12 protein-coding genes and 1 pseudogene are annotated in these 15,629 nt (G+C 64.8%); 5 read left to right on the top strand and 8 right to left on the bottom strand.

What is annotated here, in order from left to right; all coding sequences use genetic code 11:
* Positions 1–94: 94 nt before the first annotated feature.
* The 4 genes and pseudogenes from QRN25_RS18575 to QRN25_RS26460 all read right to left on the bottom strand — a co-directional run.
* Positions 95–2,377, bottom strand: coding sequence for a TonB-dependent receptor (locus tag QRN25_RS18575; protein ID WP_285020702.1), 2,283 nt, complete (start codon positions 2,375–2,377; stop codon positions 95–97).
* 98 nt (positions 2,378–2,475) lie between these two features.
* Positions 2,476–3,723, bottom strand: coding sequence for an MFS transporter (locus QRN25_RS18570; protein WP_285020701.1), 1,248 nt, complete (start codon positions 3,721–3,723; stop codon positions 2,476–2,478).
* 2 nt (positions 3,724–3,725) lie between these two features.
* Positions 3,726–5,453, bottom strand: coding sequence for a sulfatase family protein (locus tag QRN25_RS18565; RefSeq protein ID WP_285020700.1), 1,728 nt, complete (start codon positions 5,451–5,453; stop codon positions 3,726–3,728).
* A 96-nt stretch (positions 5,454–5,549) separates the two neighbouring features.
* Positions 5,550–5,807 (bottom strand): annotated as a pseudogene (locus QRN25_RS26460) (hypothetical protein); the annotation flags it as partial.
* 715 nt (positions 5,808–6,522) lie between these two features.
* On the opposite strand from QRN25_RS26460, the gene QRN25_RS18560 reads away from it, so the two are divergent.
* Positions 6,523–7,434 carry a histone deacetylase family protein gene (locus QRN25_RS18560; protein ID WP_271181437.1) on the top strand — a complete coding sequence of 304 codons (912 nt, stop codon included), beginning with the start codon at positions 6,523–6,525 and terminating at the stop codon, positions 7,432–7,434.
* Between the two features lie 323 nt (positions 7,435–7,757).
* On the opposite strand, the gene QRN25_RS18555 is transcribed toward QRN25_RS18560, so the two are convergent.
* On the bottom strand, positions 7,758–8,504 hold the full coding sequence (locus tag QRN25_RS18555) for an IclR family transcriptional regulator (RefSeq protein ID WP_285020699.1): 747 nt from the start codon (positions 8,502–8,504) through the stop codon (positions 7,758–7,760).
* Between the two features lie 99 nt (positions 8,505–8,603).
* Here QRN25_RS18555 and QRN25_RS18550 point away from each other — a divergent pair, with 99 nt between their 5' ends.
* The 4 genes from QRN25_RS18550 (at position 8,604) to QRN25_RS18535 (ending at position 12,749) form a co-directional block, all read left to right on the top strand.
* Positions 8,604–9,389: a 2-keto-4-pentenoate hydratase gene (locus QRN25_RS18550; RefSeq protein WP_285020698.1), complete on the top strand. Its 786-nt coding sequence runs from the start codon at positions 8,604–8,606 to the stop codon at positions 9,387–9,389.
* Between the two features lie 4 nt (positions 9,390–9,393).
* On the top strand, positions 9,394–10,338 hold the full coding sequence (locus tag QRN25_RS18545) for an acetaldehyde dehydrogenase (acetylating) (RefSeq protein ID WP_285020697.1): 945 nt from the start codon (positions 9,394–9,396) through the stop codon (positions 10,336–10,338).
* Positions 10,335–11,363: a 4-hydroxy-2-oxovalerate aldolase gene (gene dmpG / locus QRN25_RS18540; RefSeq protein WP_285020696.1), complete on the top strand. Its 1,029-nt coding sequence runs from the start codon at positions 10,335–10,337 to the stop codon at positions 11,361–11,363. Before QRN25_RS18545 ends, dmpG begins: the two co-directional genes overlap by 4 nt.
* Before the next feature lie 243 nt (positions 11,364–11,606).
* A complete protein-coding gene (locus QRN25_RS18535) occupies positions 11,607–12,749 on the top strand; it encodes an acyl-CoA dehydrogenase family protein (RefSeq protein WP_285020695.1) in 1,143 nt (380 codons plus the stop codon).
* A 123-nt stretch (positions 12,750–12,872) separates the two neighbouring features.
* Here the strand turns inward: QRN25_RS18535 and QRN25_RS18530 are convergent, their stop codons facing one another.
* From QRN25_RS18530 to QRN25_RS18520, 3 genes are read right to left on the bottom strand one after another with little or no spacing between them, the layout of a single operon-like run.
* Positions 12,873–13,880, bottom strand: a complete 1,008-nt coding sequence (locus QRN25_RS18530; RefSeq protein WP_285020694.1) for a phosphotransferase family protein — start codon at positions 13,878–13,880, stop codon at positions 12,873–12,875.
* On the bottom strand, positions 13,877–14,797 hold the full coding sequence (locus QRN25_RS18525; RefSeq protein WP_285020693.1) for a DUF7064 domain-containing protein: 921 nt from the start codon (positions 14,795–14,797) through the stop codon (positions 13,877–13,879). The genes QRN25_RS18530 and QRN25_RS18525 overlap by 4 nt, the downstream gene beginning before the upstream one ends.
* A 22-nt stretch (positions 14,798–14,819) precedes the next feature.
* Positions 14,820–15,554: a FadR/GntR family transcriptional regulator gene (locus tag QRN25_RS18520; RefSeq protein ID WP_162177373.1), complete on the bottom strand. Its 735-nt coding sequence runs from the start codon at positions 15,552–15,554 to the stop codon at positions 14,820–14,822.
* Between the last annotated feature and the right edge of the window lie 75 nt (positions 15,555–15,629).

The raw sequence follows: 15,629 nt of genomic DNA, 5'->3' as shown, positions 1-15,629 counted from the left end.
TGCGACGACAAACGAGTTCTGTCCGAGGCTTGTTGAGCATCGCCAATCGCTTCACGCGGTAGAGACGCTTGCCCCTGTCCTGCCCCCCATCTGATCAGAAGTCCTTGCGCAGCATGATTCCGCCATAGCGCTTGTCGTCGCGCGGGACGAACCGGACGGTGCCCGCGAGCGCGCCGTTGGCGAGCAGGGTCGCATAGTTCTGGTTCGTGATGTTCTTCACGAAGCCGCGCACCTGCCAGCTCTCGTCCGCGCCGAGCAGGGCCACGCTGGCATTCCAGATCACGTAGTCCGGCTGAACCGTGCTCGGGGTCTGGGTCAGCGAGTACTGCGTCCTGCTCTTGAGCGAGACGTCGCTCTGGATTTCCAGATTCAGCGAATCCGTCAGCGCGAAGCGGTACGAGGCGTTGCTGTAGAGCTTCCACTTCGGTGCGAAGGGCAGTGGCTCACCGTCGATGTCGCAGCTGGTGGGCGCGCCGACCGGGCAGTTGAAGTGGACCACCTTGGCATCGGTATAGGCCAGCGAGGTGTCAAGCGAGAGGCCCGGGATCGGGTGCAGGCCGAACTCCAGTTCCACGCCCTTGCTCTCCACGGTGCCCGCGTTAATCAGGCGGGTGACCTGCGCGCCGCCGACGACGTCGTTGTAGTTGGCCTGGTAGTTGTGGAACTTGGTCTGGTAGACCGCCAGCGCATACGTGATCTTGCGGTCAAGCGCGGTGCCCTTGATGCCGGCCTCGAACGAATCCGAGGTTTCCGGCTTCAGCACGATCTCGTCCAGCGGGGTCGTCGCGTTGAGCGAGCGCATGTTGAAATAGACGTTGTAGGCCGGCCCCTTGTACCCGCGCGCGTAAGTGAAATAGGCGTGGGTGGTGGGCGTCACGTCCGCCTGGATACCGCCGCGGTAGGCGTCGCCGCGCTGCGAGGTCGAACCCTGCGCCTGATGGTAGGCCCGGATCGAGGTGATATCGAGCGACGACGCCCCGGAATTGGTCGGATCGTTGGTCGAAGTACGCTCGTGGTAGAAGCTCAGGTCGTCCCAGATCGAGCGGTAACCCGCGAAGGCCCGCAGCCACGACGTGAAGTTGAAGTTCGCCTCGCCGAACACCGCGTAGTTCTTGCTCAGGATGCCGTAGTCGGCGACGCCCGTGACAGGAACCGCACTGCCGGAGATCAGGCGGGTGACGGTACGTTCGTAGGTCTCGTCGGTCTTGGCGCGCATGTAGTAGGCGCCCACGACGTAATCGATGAAGTTGCCCTTGGGCGAGGTCAGGCGCAGTTCCTGCGAGAACTGGCTGGAGGCCAGCTTGCCCTCGTCATGGATCTGCGGGAACGTCGCAGTCAGCGCCGAGAGCCCGTCGTTGTCCTGGAACTGGTGGTTCTTCCATTCGCGATAGGCGGTGATCGAGGTGACGGTGTAGTCGCCCAGTTCCAGTTCGCCGGTCAGCGAACCGCCGTAGTTCTTGTCGGTGACATGCGTGTCGAAGCTGGTGCTGGCCTGCCGGTTGGACGCGCTCGGCGTGATGCCCACGCCCGACAGGAACGCGCCGAGCGGAGCCGAGGTGGTGACGGTGCCGGTGGGGTACGCGGTCTGCGACGTGCTCGTGTAGACGCTGGTGGCATCGTCGTAGGAGTGGAGGTAATCGCCCGCGAGGGTGATCTTGAGCGTCTCGGTCGGACGTGCCTCGATCTTGCCGCGCGCGCCGTAGCGCTCGTAGCCGTTGACCTTGCTGCCGGTGTTGAGGTTGCGCACGTTACCGGCGTAATTGGCGTAGAGACCGTCGATGCGGGCGGTCACGTTGGAGGCGATGGCGCCGGTTACGCCGGCTTTGAGGCGGTATTCCTCATCCGTGGTGGCGGTGCCTTCCGTATAGGCATGGAAGGTGTCCGAGGGCGCGGCGGTGACGACGCTGATGACGCCCGCCGAGGAGTTCTTGCCGAACAGCGTGCCTTGCGGGCCGCGCAGCACCTCGATCCGCGACACTTCGCCCACATCCAGCGTGGCCTGTCCCGGACGCGAAAGGACGACGCCATCGACCACCGTGGAGACCGAGGATTCCACGCCCGGCGAGGTGCTGATCGTGCCGACGCCGCGCACGAAGACCGAGCGGTCCTTGTTGGAAGCGCTGGTGCGGAAGTCGACCGAGGGGACGGTGGCCGAGAGGTCCTGCAGGTTGTGGATGCCGCGATCGTTCAGCGACTGGCCGCTGACGGCGGTGATCGCGATCGGCACCTGCTGGATGGATTCGTCACGGTAGCGGGCGGTCACGACGATCTCGCCGGAAGCGGGCTCGGCGGCTTCCTCGGCCTGCGCAACCATCGGAAAAACAGCCGCAGACGCCAGCAATGCATAACGGACGAAGCGGTACGAGATATCGGTCATCGGAAACTCCCTGGAATGGGAGCGTTGATAGTCAACCAATTAAGTTGAGAAAGATAGTTTTCCTTTAGTGCCCTATGAAACTTCCCCTAAGCCGCTCGTCAGGCCACCTGTGGCTCATCGACAGGCACGATCACGGGCATGGTCAGCTGGATCCAGCCGAGCGCCAGCAGGTATGAGCACGCCGCGAAGCCGAACAGCGGCCCGTAGCCGAGCCCGGCCGCCAGCACGAGGCCGGACACTTTGCTGATCGCCGCTCCGCCCATGTTGCCGCAGAAGGCGCCGAAGCCGGTCACCCGCCCCACCTTGGCGCGCGGAGTGACGTCGGCGATAAGGCCGAACAGGTTGGTCGAGAACCCTTGATGGCCCGCCAGCGCCAGAGCCAGCAGCGCCACTGCCGCCCAGTAGGCATCGACATGCAGCGCCAGCGGCACCGGCACCACGCAGAGCGCGGATACCAGCATCAGCGTCTTGCGCGTCCGGTTGACCCCTGCTCCGCGCGCCAGCATCGCATTGGCGGCGTAGCCCGCAAGCAGCGATCCCGCCGCCGAACCGCTATAGGCCAGCGCCAGCGGCGGTCCCAGATCGGTGCCGGAAAGACCGAACTGCCGGTGGAAATAGTCCGGCATCCAGAACAGCATCAGCCACCATGTCGCATCGGAGAGCACTTTGCCGACAGCGACGGTCCATGTGCGCCGCTCCAGCAGGAACAACCGGTCGCCTGCCAGCGGGCCGCCGGCAGACATGGCCGACCTGACCGGCGCGCGGTCGCCGAAATCGACCCCGCGCGACGCCAGCAGCCAAGCCAGCACCCAGACCAGCCCGACCGCTCCGGCCGCCACGAAAGCGCCTCGCCAACCCCAGACCAGCACGACGAGCGGGATCGCCAGCGGCGCAAGGATGGCGCCAAGGCTGTTCATCGCATTGGAAAGGCCGAAGCCCAGCGACCGGGACTCGGGCGGAAACAGCGCGGCGATCGTCTTGACGCCCGAGGGAGTACCCATCGATTCCGTCGCGCCAAGGCCGATGCGGCAGAACACGAACTGGCTGAAGCTCTGCGCCCAGCCATGCGTCATCGCCATGACCGACCACGCCGCCACGCCCGCGACATTGGCCCACTTGGCGCCAAGCCGGTCGACCAGCCAGCCCGCCGCCAGGAAGCCCACCGCCGCGCCCGCCTGGAACCAGGCCGCCAGCGTGCCGTAGTCGTCGTCGCTCCAGCCGAGGTCGGCCGCGATCGTCGGCTTGAGCACCGATATGATCTGCCGGTCCACGAGGTTTAGCACCCCCGCCGTCAGCGCCAGCGCGAAGATCAGCCAGCGCCGACGCGGCGAGAGCAATGCGTTCAACGTCACTTCTCCGAAGTCTGGCCGCCAGCGTCGATCTGCCGCTTCAGCTCGTCCGCCAGCGGCGGAGTGTAGATGAGCGGCCGCCCCTCGGCCTGCGCCTTCAGCTTGGCGGGGGTATCGGGCATGTTCGGGTCGTAGCGGTCGACGGGGTTCGGCTTGATATACCAGTCGGCCGGGAAGTCCGCCGCATGCGGCCCGTTGATCCCGCGCCGCAGCGACCCTTGCGCGGTGCGCTTGCCATAGGGGATGACGTGCCTGCCGGCCGAGTTGGCCAGCTGATCGTAGAGCGCGAGGCGCAGTTCCTGTTTCTTCGGAGCCCACACCGGATCGTTGATCAGGTTGTGCATCTCATCCGGGTCGGACTTGAGATCGTAGAGTTCCTCGGTGTCGTAGACGCCGTAGTACTGGATATATTTCAGCCGGTCCCGCTCGATCGCGAAAGTGGTCGGAGTCATCGGGAAGTTGTATTCCCAGTAGTATTCGTAAGTGAAGTCACCCGGCTTCCACGCGGATACCGGCTGCACGCCTTCCCACAGCTTCCAGGCGCTCGTGCCCTCGAACTGCGGCGGGCGCTGCGCCCCGGCGACGTCCAGGAAAGTCGGCGCGAAATCGAGGTTGCGGATGCGGCCTTCGTTGACCTTGCCCGCCGGGACCGTGCCCGGCTCCCACACGACCAGCGGCACCCGGATCGAGGCTTCGTAGGCGTTGCGCTTGTCGATCAGGCCATGTTCGCCGATCATGTAGCCGTTGTCCGAGGTGAACACGACCAGCGTGTCCTTCTCCAGGTGGTTCTTGCGCAAGTAGTCCATCACCCGGCCGAGGCTGTCGTCGATCGCGGACAAGGTGCCGTAGTAGTACTTGAGGTACTCGGTCATAGGCACGTCGGCGTTGTAGAAGAAGTCGATGCCGTGCCAGGTGTTGCGCTGGTTCTGCACCCACAGCGGCTTGCCCGCGTTGTTCTGGGGCGTGTTCGCCGCGGAGGCAGGCAGCGTGAACTTCGCCTTGTCGTACTGGTGCACGTAGCGCGGCGGCGGCAGCGGATCGGAGTGCACGCCCTTGTGGCTGAGATAGAGGAAGAACGGCTTCTTCGGATCGCGCTCCTTGGTCAGCCAGTCCATCGCATAGTCGGTCAGTTCATCGGTGATGTAGCCCTTCTGGGGCACCGTCTTCCCGTCGACGTTGAGGTTCGGAGAGGACTGCCCGGTATTGACCCTGGACGGCCAGTAGTTGCCCTGACCGATGAAGCTCACCCACTTGTCGAAGCCCGGCCGCGGTGCGTCGGTGCTGGCCCCCATGTGCCACTTGCCGAAGAACGCGGTCTGGTAGCCCGCCTGTCGCAGGTAGCTCGGGAAGTAGGTGAGGCCCGCCTCGGAGCTGTCGTTGTTGTCCACGATGCCGTGGTTGCGCGCGGTCTGCCCGGTCAGGATCGTCGCACGGCTGGGGCTGCACAGCGACGAAGTGACAACCGCATTGGGGAAGTAGGTCCCTTCCTTCGCCATGCGGTCGATATTCGGGGTCTTGAGCAGGCCCGGCTGGAGGAAGCCGAGCCCGTCGTAGCGCAGGTCGTCCACCAGCACGAACACGATGTTGCGAGGGCGCGCATCCGGCCTAGCCGATGCGGCAGCAGGCGCGGCGCGGTCTTTGGCCAGAGCGGCCGGAGCGGAAATCGAGAGCGCGGCGAAACACGCGGCGCCCAGCAGAGCCTGCGCGGCAACGAGGGTCTTCTTCATATAGGTTCCTGAAGAGGTGATCACCTCGGCCGCGTGACCGTCGGTGCAAAGGGACGAACTTTGCCTAGGATCATCGCGGACAGCCACTCTATAAGTTCATACCGCGCGAAAGAAATCCTTGCCTCGAGAAAAGAGGGTTTCGGCCGGCGCCCTCCGCCTGGCGCTAAAACAGCCGAATACGGGCGCCATTCCCATGCTTTGTCTGACGACGAGCGACACCGGACAACTGATCGCCTGATACGGCCCCTGCGGTTCACACGCGAAGGCGGCAACGGCCATGGTCGCTATCTTCGCAATCGGTTGCCGGACAGTCGTAAGAACCGGCGAGTAAAGCCGAGCTGCATCGCTGTCATCGCATCGCGCAACCCAAAGCTCTCACGGAACGGAGATATCCAGTGCGTGGGCGACCATACCTGCGGCCAGTTCGTCATTTTAATTGAAGATTGCCGTTGGGGGCGCCTCGATGCCAAGAGGCGGCGGCCGCCGAGGCGCTCCAAATTCATCAACGGTCAATCCGTCCCACTCCACTGATCAACGAGACCGTCAAACTCGACGATCTCTATCTCTTCCAGACGTACGCGCCTGCTCGTCAAAGCACTGTTAAAAAGCTTCCCGCCGTATTCTGCCGGATGCTACACTTGAATCGTCTGCAATCAATCCGAACCAGCGGTGACCACTCTCCTAGAAATGCTCGGCCACCGCTGCAGTGCCGTCTGCATGATCGGCGTTGATCGAGAAAGAGCGTTGAACCTGTCGCCCCGGAGGATATCCTTACATAACAGTTGCGCGCTTGATTATCCTGCTTGCCGATCGAATACCGCAACCAAGTCGAACGGCAGCTTGAGTGCATGCCTGTCGTTCGGTTCGACTATGATGAATGGCTCAAAGTGGTCGCGAACTGCCGCAATAGCGGACGGACCGCACCTCGGGACCGACATTGGATCGCTGAGCGTCTCAAAGGGGCCGACTCGCGCATTCCCCGGCCGAGCTTCCCGAGCTAAAATCGTCTGGTCAGCGCCGCCGACAATGCTGCTCGACCTGTGTATCAAGGCGCTCTACCTGCAAGGCCATGCTGCATATCGTCCATCATCCCGGTTACGTGGTCGAAACCGAGCGCATGGGCACTTTCCCGCATGACAAGTATGCGCTGGTCATGCGTGCGCTGGGCGAAACGGGCGTGCCGATGACCATACATGCGCCCGAAATCATGCCACGAGAATGGCTCGAGGCAGTCCACGACCCTGCCTATGTCGATGAAGTCATCAGTTGTTCCGTCCCGGCGGCCAAGCAACGCCGGATCGGTTTTGCGATCGATGAGCGGATATCCCGGCGTTCGCAGCTTTCCCCCGGAGGAACATGGCTCGCGGCGAAACTGGCGCTGCGGCATGGATATGCGGCAAATTCCGCCGGTGGCAGCCACCACGCCCTGGCCGATACCGGCGCGGGCTATTGTGTGTTCAACGATCTGGCGCTCGCCGCCAACAGGCTGATCGAGGACGGTAACGTCTCACGCATCCTGATACTCGATCTCGACGTGCATCAGGGGGACGGCACTGCCGCCCTCACCGCAGGACGCAGCGACATCTTCACGCTGTCCATTCATGCCGAGAAGAACTTTCCCACACGCAAGGCGCGCTCGTCGCTGGATATCGGACTACCCGATGCAACGGGCGATGCGGACTATCTGAAAGCGCTGGCCGGAGCGCTGCCCAACGTCCTCGATCATTTCATGCCTGAACTGATCCTGCTGCAGGCAGGCGTCGATGCCCATGCGGAAGACAAGCTTGGCCGGCTGTCCATGACCGACGAGGGCCTAGCGGACCGCGATCGATTTGTGGCGGCAGAGGCGATGCGGCGCGCCATTCCATTGGCGAGCACGCTGGGCGGTGGCTATGGCACAGATCGCGAAGCCGTAGCCATGCGGCACGCCCGCACGATCCTCACCCTGTTCAACACGATCAGCGCGCGAAATGCCGCCTGATTGCGCAGGGCTTACCTTACTAGGCCCGCCTCACTCTCGGCGTCGATGCGCTCGCCCAGCTTTTCGACCTCCTTGGGATTGAGAATCCAGGCGCAGGTCTTACGGCCTTTGCGGAACATCGGCCGCCTAAGCTGGATGCCCGTCTGCCCGTATTTCGATCGCGGGCGGTCGAGCTTAAGCGTTTCAAGTATCTGAAAATACCTGCTTAGATATCGCTAGTAAACACTTGATCTATCGGCATCCCACAGACCTTACGTTTGATCACACCTCTTCGCTGCCCAGCTAAAAGAACGGGCCAAAATTCCAGATCATTGCAAATCCGTCTACGTGGAGCAGCCGAAGGCCCGTTGCTCCAACACGCCTCGCGCCTCTTCCAGCAACGGCAGCGCTGCTTCCAAGTCCCCCGAATGGCTTGGTTCGATCGCCCGTGAGGCAGAAAGCGCGGCGACGACAGCGCCCTTCGCATCGCGCAGCGGAACCGCGATGCATGCCAGCCCTTCGCTGATTTCTTCACGATCACAGGCATAGCCCAGCCGGCGCACTGCCACGAACTCCCGCGCAAGCGCACGAGGCTCGGTGATCGTATGCGCAGTCAACTGAACGAACGGACCGGCCTCCAGATAGCGAGCCTGCTCCCCGTCTGGCAGATGCGCCAGCAGGACCTTGCCGATCGCGGAGCAATAGGCCTCCAACTGCATCCCTACTTTCGTGAACAGATCGCCGCCCACCTTGACGCGGTACGTCACCATATCGCCGTCAAGGGTGCCCAGTTGCACGACGCAGCCCAAACGCCTTGCGAAGTCGGGCAACAATTGGCGGCCGATACCGGAAAGCACCTCCGGCACGCTGATCCGGCCCGCGAAGGCGAGCATTCGCGGGCCGGCAACATGACGCCCGCCTCCAACCGGCGTCAGCAGCCCTGCGTCACGCAACGTGGCAAGATGCCGGTGCATGGTTGCCACCGGGACATTGAGACTGCCCGCAAGCGATGAGGCGCGGTTGCATCCGCCATCGACCAGGACCGCTTCCAGCAAGTCCATCGCCCGCTCGAAAGATGAAAGGCGCGGCATTCCATTTCTCATATTGTGAGAAGTAAACCTGCTAGCCAACTGGCGCAAGTCATGCCGCGCATCTATGCTCGACGGCAAGCGAGAGGGAGACCATCGGTAATGACCGAAACACCGCACGAGAGCCTGGCGAAAAGGCTGCGCGACGCATACGTCGCGGGCGCCATACCGCCGCTACGAGATGGACTTGAGCCGGTGGATGCGGCGGGCGCCTATGCCGTGCAGGAGATCAACACGCGTCACTGGCAGGCACAGGGCCGTCGCATCGTCGGCAGGAAGGCGGGGCTGACGGCAAAGACGGTCCAGCTACAACTCGGGGTTGATCAACCGGATTTCGGCGTCCTGTTCGATGACATGCGCATCGCTGATGGCGGGCGCCTCGCGGTTTCCCGGACGATCCAGCCGAAGGCCGAAGCCGAGATCGCGCTCGTGCTGGCACGCGACCTGCCGGACGACACGACCACCGCCGCGCAGGTGGGCGCGGCGACGGGCTCGGTTCACGCCGCGATCGAGATCGTCGATTCCCGCATCGCCGACTGGAAGATCACCTTTGCCGATACCGTGGCGGACAATGGATCGTCCGCCTTCTTCGTGATCGCAGAGGAAGGCGTTCCGATCGCCGGGCGCGACTTGTGGAGCTGCGGCATGGTGATGACGGTGAACGGCGCGATCGCATCGATCGGCGCTGGCGCTGCCGCCCTCGGCCATCCGCTCGAAGCGGCCGCCTGGCTGGCACGCACGCTGGCGGCACGGGGCGATCCGCTCAAGGCAGGCGACATACTGCTTACCGGCGCACTGGGGCCGATGGTGCCTCTCTCGCCGGGAGATCAGGTGCGCGCCGTGGTCGGCGGGATCGGCGAATGCGCTTTCAGGTTCGGCGGAGAATGACGCCATGAGCAGAACCAAGGTCGCGATCATCGGTTCGGGGAACATCGGCACCGACCTGATGATGAAGATCATGCGGCTCTCGAAGACGCTCGAAGTCGCCGCGATGATCGGCGTCGATCCGTCCTCGGACGGCCTCGCACGCGCCGAGCGCATGGGACTCGCCACCAGCAGCGCGGGGATCGACGGGCTGCTCGCCCTGCCCGGCTTCGACGAGATCGGCATCGTCTTCGACGCCACGTCCGCAGGCGCGCACGAGCGGCACGATGCCGTCCTGCGCGGGCATGGCAAGCGCGTGGTCGATCTCACCCCCGCAGCGATTGGGCCTTTCGTGGTGCCGCCGGTCAACGGCGCAGCGCATCTCGATGCCGCCAACGTCAATATGGTGACCTGCGGCGGGCAGGCGACGATCCCGATCGTCCACGCCATCAACCGCGTGGCGCCGGTACACTATGCCGAGATCGTCGCCTCGATCGCCTCGAAAAGCGCAGGTCCGGGCACGCGTGCCAACATCGACGAATTCACCGAGACGACCAGCCGCGCCATCGTCGAGATCGGCGGCGCCAAGCGGGGCAAGGCGATCATCGTGCTCAACCCCGCGGAACCGCCGCTCATCATGCGCGACACAGTGCTGTGCCTGTGCGAGGACGCGGACCGCGAGGCGATCGCCGAAAGCATCGCCGCCATGGTCGCGCAGGTCCAGGAATACGTCCCCGGCTATCGCCTGAAGCAAGCGGTGCAGTTCGAAAGCATCGGCTCCAACCGCCCCTTGCGCATTCCCGAAATGGCATCGACCGGCCGGACCGAATTCACCGGCCTCAAGGTCTCCGTCTTCCTCGAGGTGGAGGGCGCGGCGCATTACCTGCCCGCTTATGCCGGCAACCTCGATATCATGACCTCGGCGGCCCTGCGCACGGCCGAGCGGATCGCCATGAAGGAGGCCGCCCTGTGACCCCCGCCAAGCCAAAGCTCTATATCCAGGACGTCACCCTGCGCGACGGGATGCACGCGATCCGTCACCAGTACGGCCTCGACCACGTCCGGTCGATCGCGCGCGCGCTCGACCGTGCCGGGGTGGATGCCATCGAAGTGGCGCACGGCGACGGGCTCAGCGGGTCCTCGTTCAACTACGGGTTCGGCGCGCATACCGACTGGGAATGGCTGGAAGCGGTGGCGGAGGTGCTGGAAAGCGCGGTGCTGACGACACTGCTGCTGCCGGGGATCGGCACGGTCCATGACCTCAAACAGGCGCACGGCCTTGGCGTCCGCTCGGTCCGTATCGCGACGCACTGCACCGAGGCGGACGTTTCGCGCCAGCATATCGAGGCGGCGCGCGGCCTCGATATGGACGTGTCCGGCTTCCTGATGATGAGCCATATGGCAGAGCCGGAAGTACTGGCCCGGCAGGCGCTCCTGATGGAGCAATACGGCGCCCACTGCGTCTACGTCACCGACAGCGGCGGCGCCATGAACATGGACGACTACGCGGCGCGGCTGCAGGCTTATGACCGGGTGCTCAAGCCGGAAACGCAGCGCGGCGTGCATGCGCACCACAACCTCTCGCTCGGAGTGGCGAACTCCATCGTCGCTGTGCAGAACGGCGCGGTGCGCGTCGATGCCTCGCTGGCGGGGATGGGCGCGGGGGCGGGCAATGCCCCGCTCGAAGTGTTCATCGCCGCTGTGGACCGCAACGGCTGGGACCACGGCTGCGATCTCTACGCGCTGATGGACGCGGCAGAGGATCTGGTTCGCCCGCTGCAGGACCGCCCCGTGCGCGTCGATCGCGAGACGCTGACGCTCGGCTATGCCGGGGTCTACTCCAGCTTCCTGCGCCATGCGGAAAAAGCCAGCGCCGATCACGGCGTCGACACCCGCGCCATTCTGGTCGAGGCCGGGCGTCGCAAGATGGTCGGCGGGCAGGAGGACATGATCGTCGATATCGCGCTCGACCTCGCGCGGGCACCATCGGCGCAGTGAAAAGAAGACCTGGTCCATTTTCGGTGGACCAGGTCTTTCGAGTCATAGGAGAGAGACCGCCTGAGGCGATCCGGTCGAACCGGAAGACAGGCACCGCCTGCGGAGGCGATGCGCTTCCCGTGGATGTGAGGTCCGACGATTCCAACCTCGCATAAAGTTCACAGGTTTACAATATGTGATTTCTTGGGCTAACCCGAAGGGCGACGGGGCGACATACGATCGCCGCCAAAAAGGGATGATGCCATGTTGGAACGCGATGCCAGCCACCTTTTCGACGAAGACCTCCGGCTGTTTCGCCAGACCGTGCGCCGCTTCATCGAGCGCGAATTCTCGCCCCGGGTGGAGGAGTTCGAGGAGGCCGGAAAGGTCGGCCGCGACTTCTGGCTGAAGATGGGCGAGGCCGGGTTCCTGTGCCCCGGAATTCCCGAGGAGTTCGGCGGTCTTGGGCTCGACTTCCGGTTCAATGCCATCCTCAACGAGGAACTGACGTATGCGATGATGTCGGACAGCGTGACGCTGCAATCCGACATCACGATGCCCTACCTGCTGCACTACGCATCGGACGAACTCAACGCCCGCTGGCTGCCGGGCCTGCTGTCGGGCGAGACGGTGTCCGCGATCGCGATGACCGAACCGGGCGCGGGCTCGGACCTGCAGGGCGTGCGCACCACGGCGCGGCGTGACGGCGACGAATACGTCATCAACGGCTCCAAGACCTTCATCACCAACGGGCAGAACGCCGACGTCATCATCACGGTCTGCAAGACCGAGCCGGAACTGGGCGCCAAGGGCACCTCGCTGATCCTGGTCGAGGCGGACCGCGCCGGGTTCGAGCGCGGGCGCAATCTCGACAAGGTCGGGCAGTGGATGGCGGACACCTCGGAACTGTTCTTCAACGATGTGCGCGTGCCCGCCGGCAATCTCATCGGGCAGGAGAACCGGGGGTTCATCTACCTCGTCAGCGAACTGGCGCAGGAGCGTCTGTCGATTTCCATCACCGCGCAAGCCGCCGCGCAGCGCGCCTATGACGAGGCGGTCGCCTTCACGCGTGAGCGCAAGGCGTTCGGCAAGGCGATCATCGATTTCCAGAACACCCGTTTCACCCTCGCCGACATCAAGGCCAAGCTGCAGGTCGGTTGGGCGCACCTCGACTGGGCGATCGCGCGCCATGTGCGCGGCGAACTGACGGCGGAGGAAGCGGCGGCGTCGAAGTACTGGCACACCGAGATGCAGTGGCTGGCCTGCGACGCGGCGCTGCAACTGCATGGCGGCGCCGGGTACATGAACGAGTACCCGATCGCCCGCATCTGGCGCGATGCGCGCGTGCGCCGGATCTACGGCGGGTCGAGCGAGATCATGCGCGAACTGGTAGGCCGCTCCCTGTGAGCGGCCAAATTCGGAGCGCGATGACTTGACCTCAAATCGTCATTGCGAGCGCATCGAAACAATCCAGGGCGGCTTGAAATTGCCCTGGATTGCTTCGCTACGCTCACAATGACGAAGGGTGGTTCAATCCCGGCAGTAATGCGCCGCTTCGGCAAGGAAGCGCGCCTCGTGCGTGGGATCGGCGAAGTAGGAATCGTGCCCCGCGAGGCGCGAATAGCGATAGAGCGCCGCCAGCTTGAAGTTCACCATGGCCTGATACCAGCGGATATCGGTCGCCTCGCCCCCGGTCTGCGCGAAGTAGCGCGCGATCACCGTTTGCGGCTCGGGGCAACCGGCTTCCAGCAGCGCGGCTGCCAGATCCTGCACCGGCGTATGGCACGCCCCTTCCCGTGGGAGTGAGCAGGCGAGATAGGCAAGGTCCAGCAGCGGATCGCCGACGGTCGCCAGTTCCCAGTCGAGGATGGCGACGAGCCGGGGCACCCCCTCGCCGCTCCACATGACATTGCCGAGGCGCATGTCGTTGTGGATGATCGCCGCGCCGGAAGGCTCGGGCGCCCTGCCCTCCAGCCATGCAGCGACTTCGCGGAACGCAGGCGCCGGTTCCTCGCGCCCGTCATCCAGCATGCGCGCGAATATCCGCAGGTGGCGGGCGTTGAAGGCTTCCGGCCTGGCCTTTCCGGCAAGCGGGGTGGCGCTCCAGTCGATGCCGTGAAGCTGCGCCATCGCCGAGACCAGTTGCCCCGCCATGCCCTCGCCGACACTCTCGCCGGTAAAGGCGGCCGGAAGCGTCTCGGTGACGACCACGCCGTCAACCATGTCCATGATGTAGAACGGCACGTCGAAGACCGCGCCCGCTTCGGCCGTTGCCAACACGCCCGGGACGGGGACGCCGTGCGGCCCGACGATGCGCAAAAATCCGGCCTCGCGCAGCACGTCATTGCTGCCCGGCGGGAACGGCGGCGGCGGCGGGCGGCGCAGCACCATGCGCCGCCCGCCCGTGTCGAGGCGGAACGTCAGGTTGCTGTGCCCGTCGCCGATCGGCGCGATGCGGGGTTCTTCGTCGGCAAGGTCATGCTCGCGCAGGAAGGCATGCAGGCGCTCGCGGGTGGGCGCATCGAAACTCCAGCTCAACGGGTCGCTCCGCTTTCCACCAGATGGTCGAGATAGGCTTGCTGCCAATGCGTCTCGTACTGGCCCGCCGCTACCGCGCCGTCGATCGACCCGGTACAGGCGGCTTCCTGGATGAGCGTGCCGAACTTGTCCTTGGTCGGCAGCTTGACGAGGCCGAAGCGCTGCAGTTCGAGCAGGCAGGTTTCCCCGGAGGTATCGACAATCTCGGCGCGCAGGGTGTCCTGGCTCATGTCGTCACGATAGGTGCCGTGCTGGCGGATCGTGGCGATCGGCGTCAGCGCCCCGTCGCGCACGACATAGCCCGCGCAGCCCAGTTCCCCGCGCGCGATCCAGATCCAGCCGTTTATCATGCGGCTGCCATCGGGCGTATAGGCGCACAGCCACTTCCAGTGCTGCGGCACGCCCCAGTTGCGGTTGCCCCAGCTGTGATCGCGGTGCGCCATGCCCGAAAGGTCGATCGTGCGCCCCCCCGTGCGGATGCTGCCCTCGATCCGCCCGGTTTGCTCGTAGCGGTTGAGCGCGAACCATGCGGGCAACCCATCGGGATTGTCATGGTAGCTGAAGGGCGGATGGCTGCCGGTGAAGGTGAAGTCGAGTTCCACGCGCTCGCTGCGATAGCTGACCCTGGCCGGCTCTCCGAAGCCGGTCTTGCGCAGTTCCAGCCCCTCGAACGACAGCGCGTCGAGGTCCATCCCCGCAGGTATCTCGCCATTGACGAGTTCGAGCAGCAGCGGCCGCTTCTCCTCCCCCCAGAGCACCACGTTGAAGCCCGCCTTCCCGGCGCTGGTCAGGTAGAGATAGGCCTGAAAACCGAGCTTCTGCTCGGGCAGGATCGTCTGCCAGAACAGGGAATCCCGCATGCGGCCGCTGTCGTCGGCGGGGTGGCGCAGATAATCGCGGGGGGAAAAGCGCGACATGAAATCTCCTTCGTGGGCTCGCTCAGGCGTCCGGCTTCGCTGCGCTGTTCACGCGGGAAAGGACATAGCGGGTGGTCTGCGCATAATGCGCCGTGAGGATACGCGCGGCCTCGGCCGCATCGCGCGCCCGCAGCGCGGCGACGACGGCGCGCCGCGGGGCGACCAGTTCGATCTCGCTGGTCAGGCGGTAGACGCGCAGGACGTCGGCAACGATCTCGGCTACGGAATCGATCAGCATCGACAGCACGAGATTGTGCGAGGCCCGGCCCAGCACCCGGTTGAACTCCACCAGCGGATCGATCGTCGCCAGCGGATCGCCCATTTCCAGGCAGCGCACGGTTTCGGCGATATTGGCGTCGAACGCGGCGAAATCCTCGTCATCGGCGCGCTGCGCGGCCAGTTCGGCAGCCTGCATCAGAAGATTGACGCGCACCGCCATCAGGTCTTCCAGCGGCATGCGGCCCAGCACGATCATGTCGCGGATCGACTGGCCGACGCCCTCGCCGCTCCGCTCGCGCACGAAAGCGCCGCCGTTGACGCCTTTGGCGAAGCGCAGCACGCCGGACATTTCCAGCGTCCGCAACGCCTCGCGCACCGCATGGCGGCCGACATGAAAGGCTTCGGCCAGGGCGCGTTCGCTGGGGAGCCGGTCCCCCGGATTGAGGCGCTGGGCGCCTATCTCGTCCAGGATGGCATCGCGGACCCGTTCGAATATCCGTCGCCCGCCCGCGGCGCTCCCTTCGGCATGCATCGTCATGGGACTGCCCGCCTTGCTTCGCAGGTGCCGCGTTCGTTGGACGGTAGCCCGGCAGACCGGGACCGGGCGCGAGGG

It is taken from the genome of Novosphingobium sp. fls2-241-R2A-195 (genome assembly GCF_030209485.1).
Classification (GTDB): Bacteria; Pseudomonadota; Alphaproteobacteria; order Sphingomonadales; family Sphingomonadaceae; genus Novosphingobium; species Novosphingobium resinovorum.
Note: the sequence above shows the minus strand (reverse complement) of the source record. Positions and strands in the feature narration are given on the sequence as shown.

Excerpts from the sequence above, each read along its gene's own strand:
- QRN25_RS18575 (WP_285020702.1), bottom strand. The coding sequence starts at position 2,377 with ATGACCGATATCTCGTACCGCTTCGTCCGTTATGCATTGCTGGCGTCT.
- QRN25_RS18565 (WP_285020700.1), bottom strand. The coding sequence starts at position 5,453 with ATGAAGAAGACCCTCGTTGCCGCGCAGGCTCTGCTGGGCGCCGCGTGT.
- QRN25_RS18560 (WP_271181437.1), top strand. The coding sequence starts at position 6,523 with ATGCTGCATATCGTCCATCATCCCGGTTACGTGGTCGAAACCGAGCGC.
- QRN25_RS18555 (WP_285020699.1), bottom strand. The coding sequence starts at position 8,504 with ATGCCGCGCCTTTCATCTTTCGAGCGGGCGATGGACTTGCTGGAAGCG.
- QRN25_RS18550 (WP_285020698.1), top strand. The coding sequence starts at position 8,604 with ATGACCGAAACACCGCACGAGAGCCTGGCGAAAAGGCTGCGCGACGCA.
- QRN25_RS18545 (WP_285020697.1), top strand. The coding sequence starts at position 9,394 with ATGAGCAGAACCAAGGTCGCGATCATCGGTTCGGGGAACATCGGCACC.
- QRN25_RS18535 (WP_285020695.1), top strand. The coding sequence starts at position 11,607 with ATGTTGGAACGCGATGCCAGCCACCTTTTCGACGAAGACCTCCGGCTG.
- QRN25_RS18525 (WP_285020693.1), bottom strand. The coding sequence starts at position 14,797 with ATGTCGCGCTTTTCCCCCCGCGATTATCTGCGCCACCCCGCCGACGAC.
- QRN25_RS18520 (WP_162177373.1), bottom strand. The coding sequence starts at position 15,554 with ATGACGATGCATGCCGAAGGGAGCGCCGCGGGCGGGCGACGGATATTC.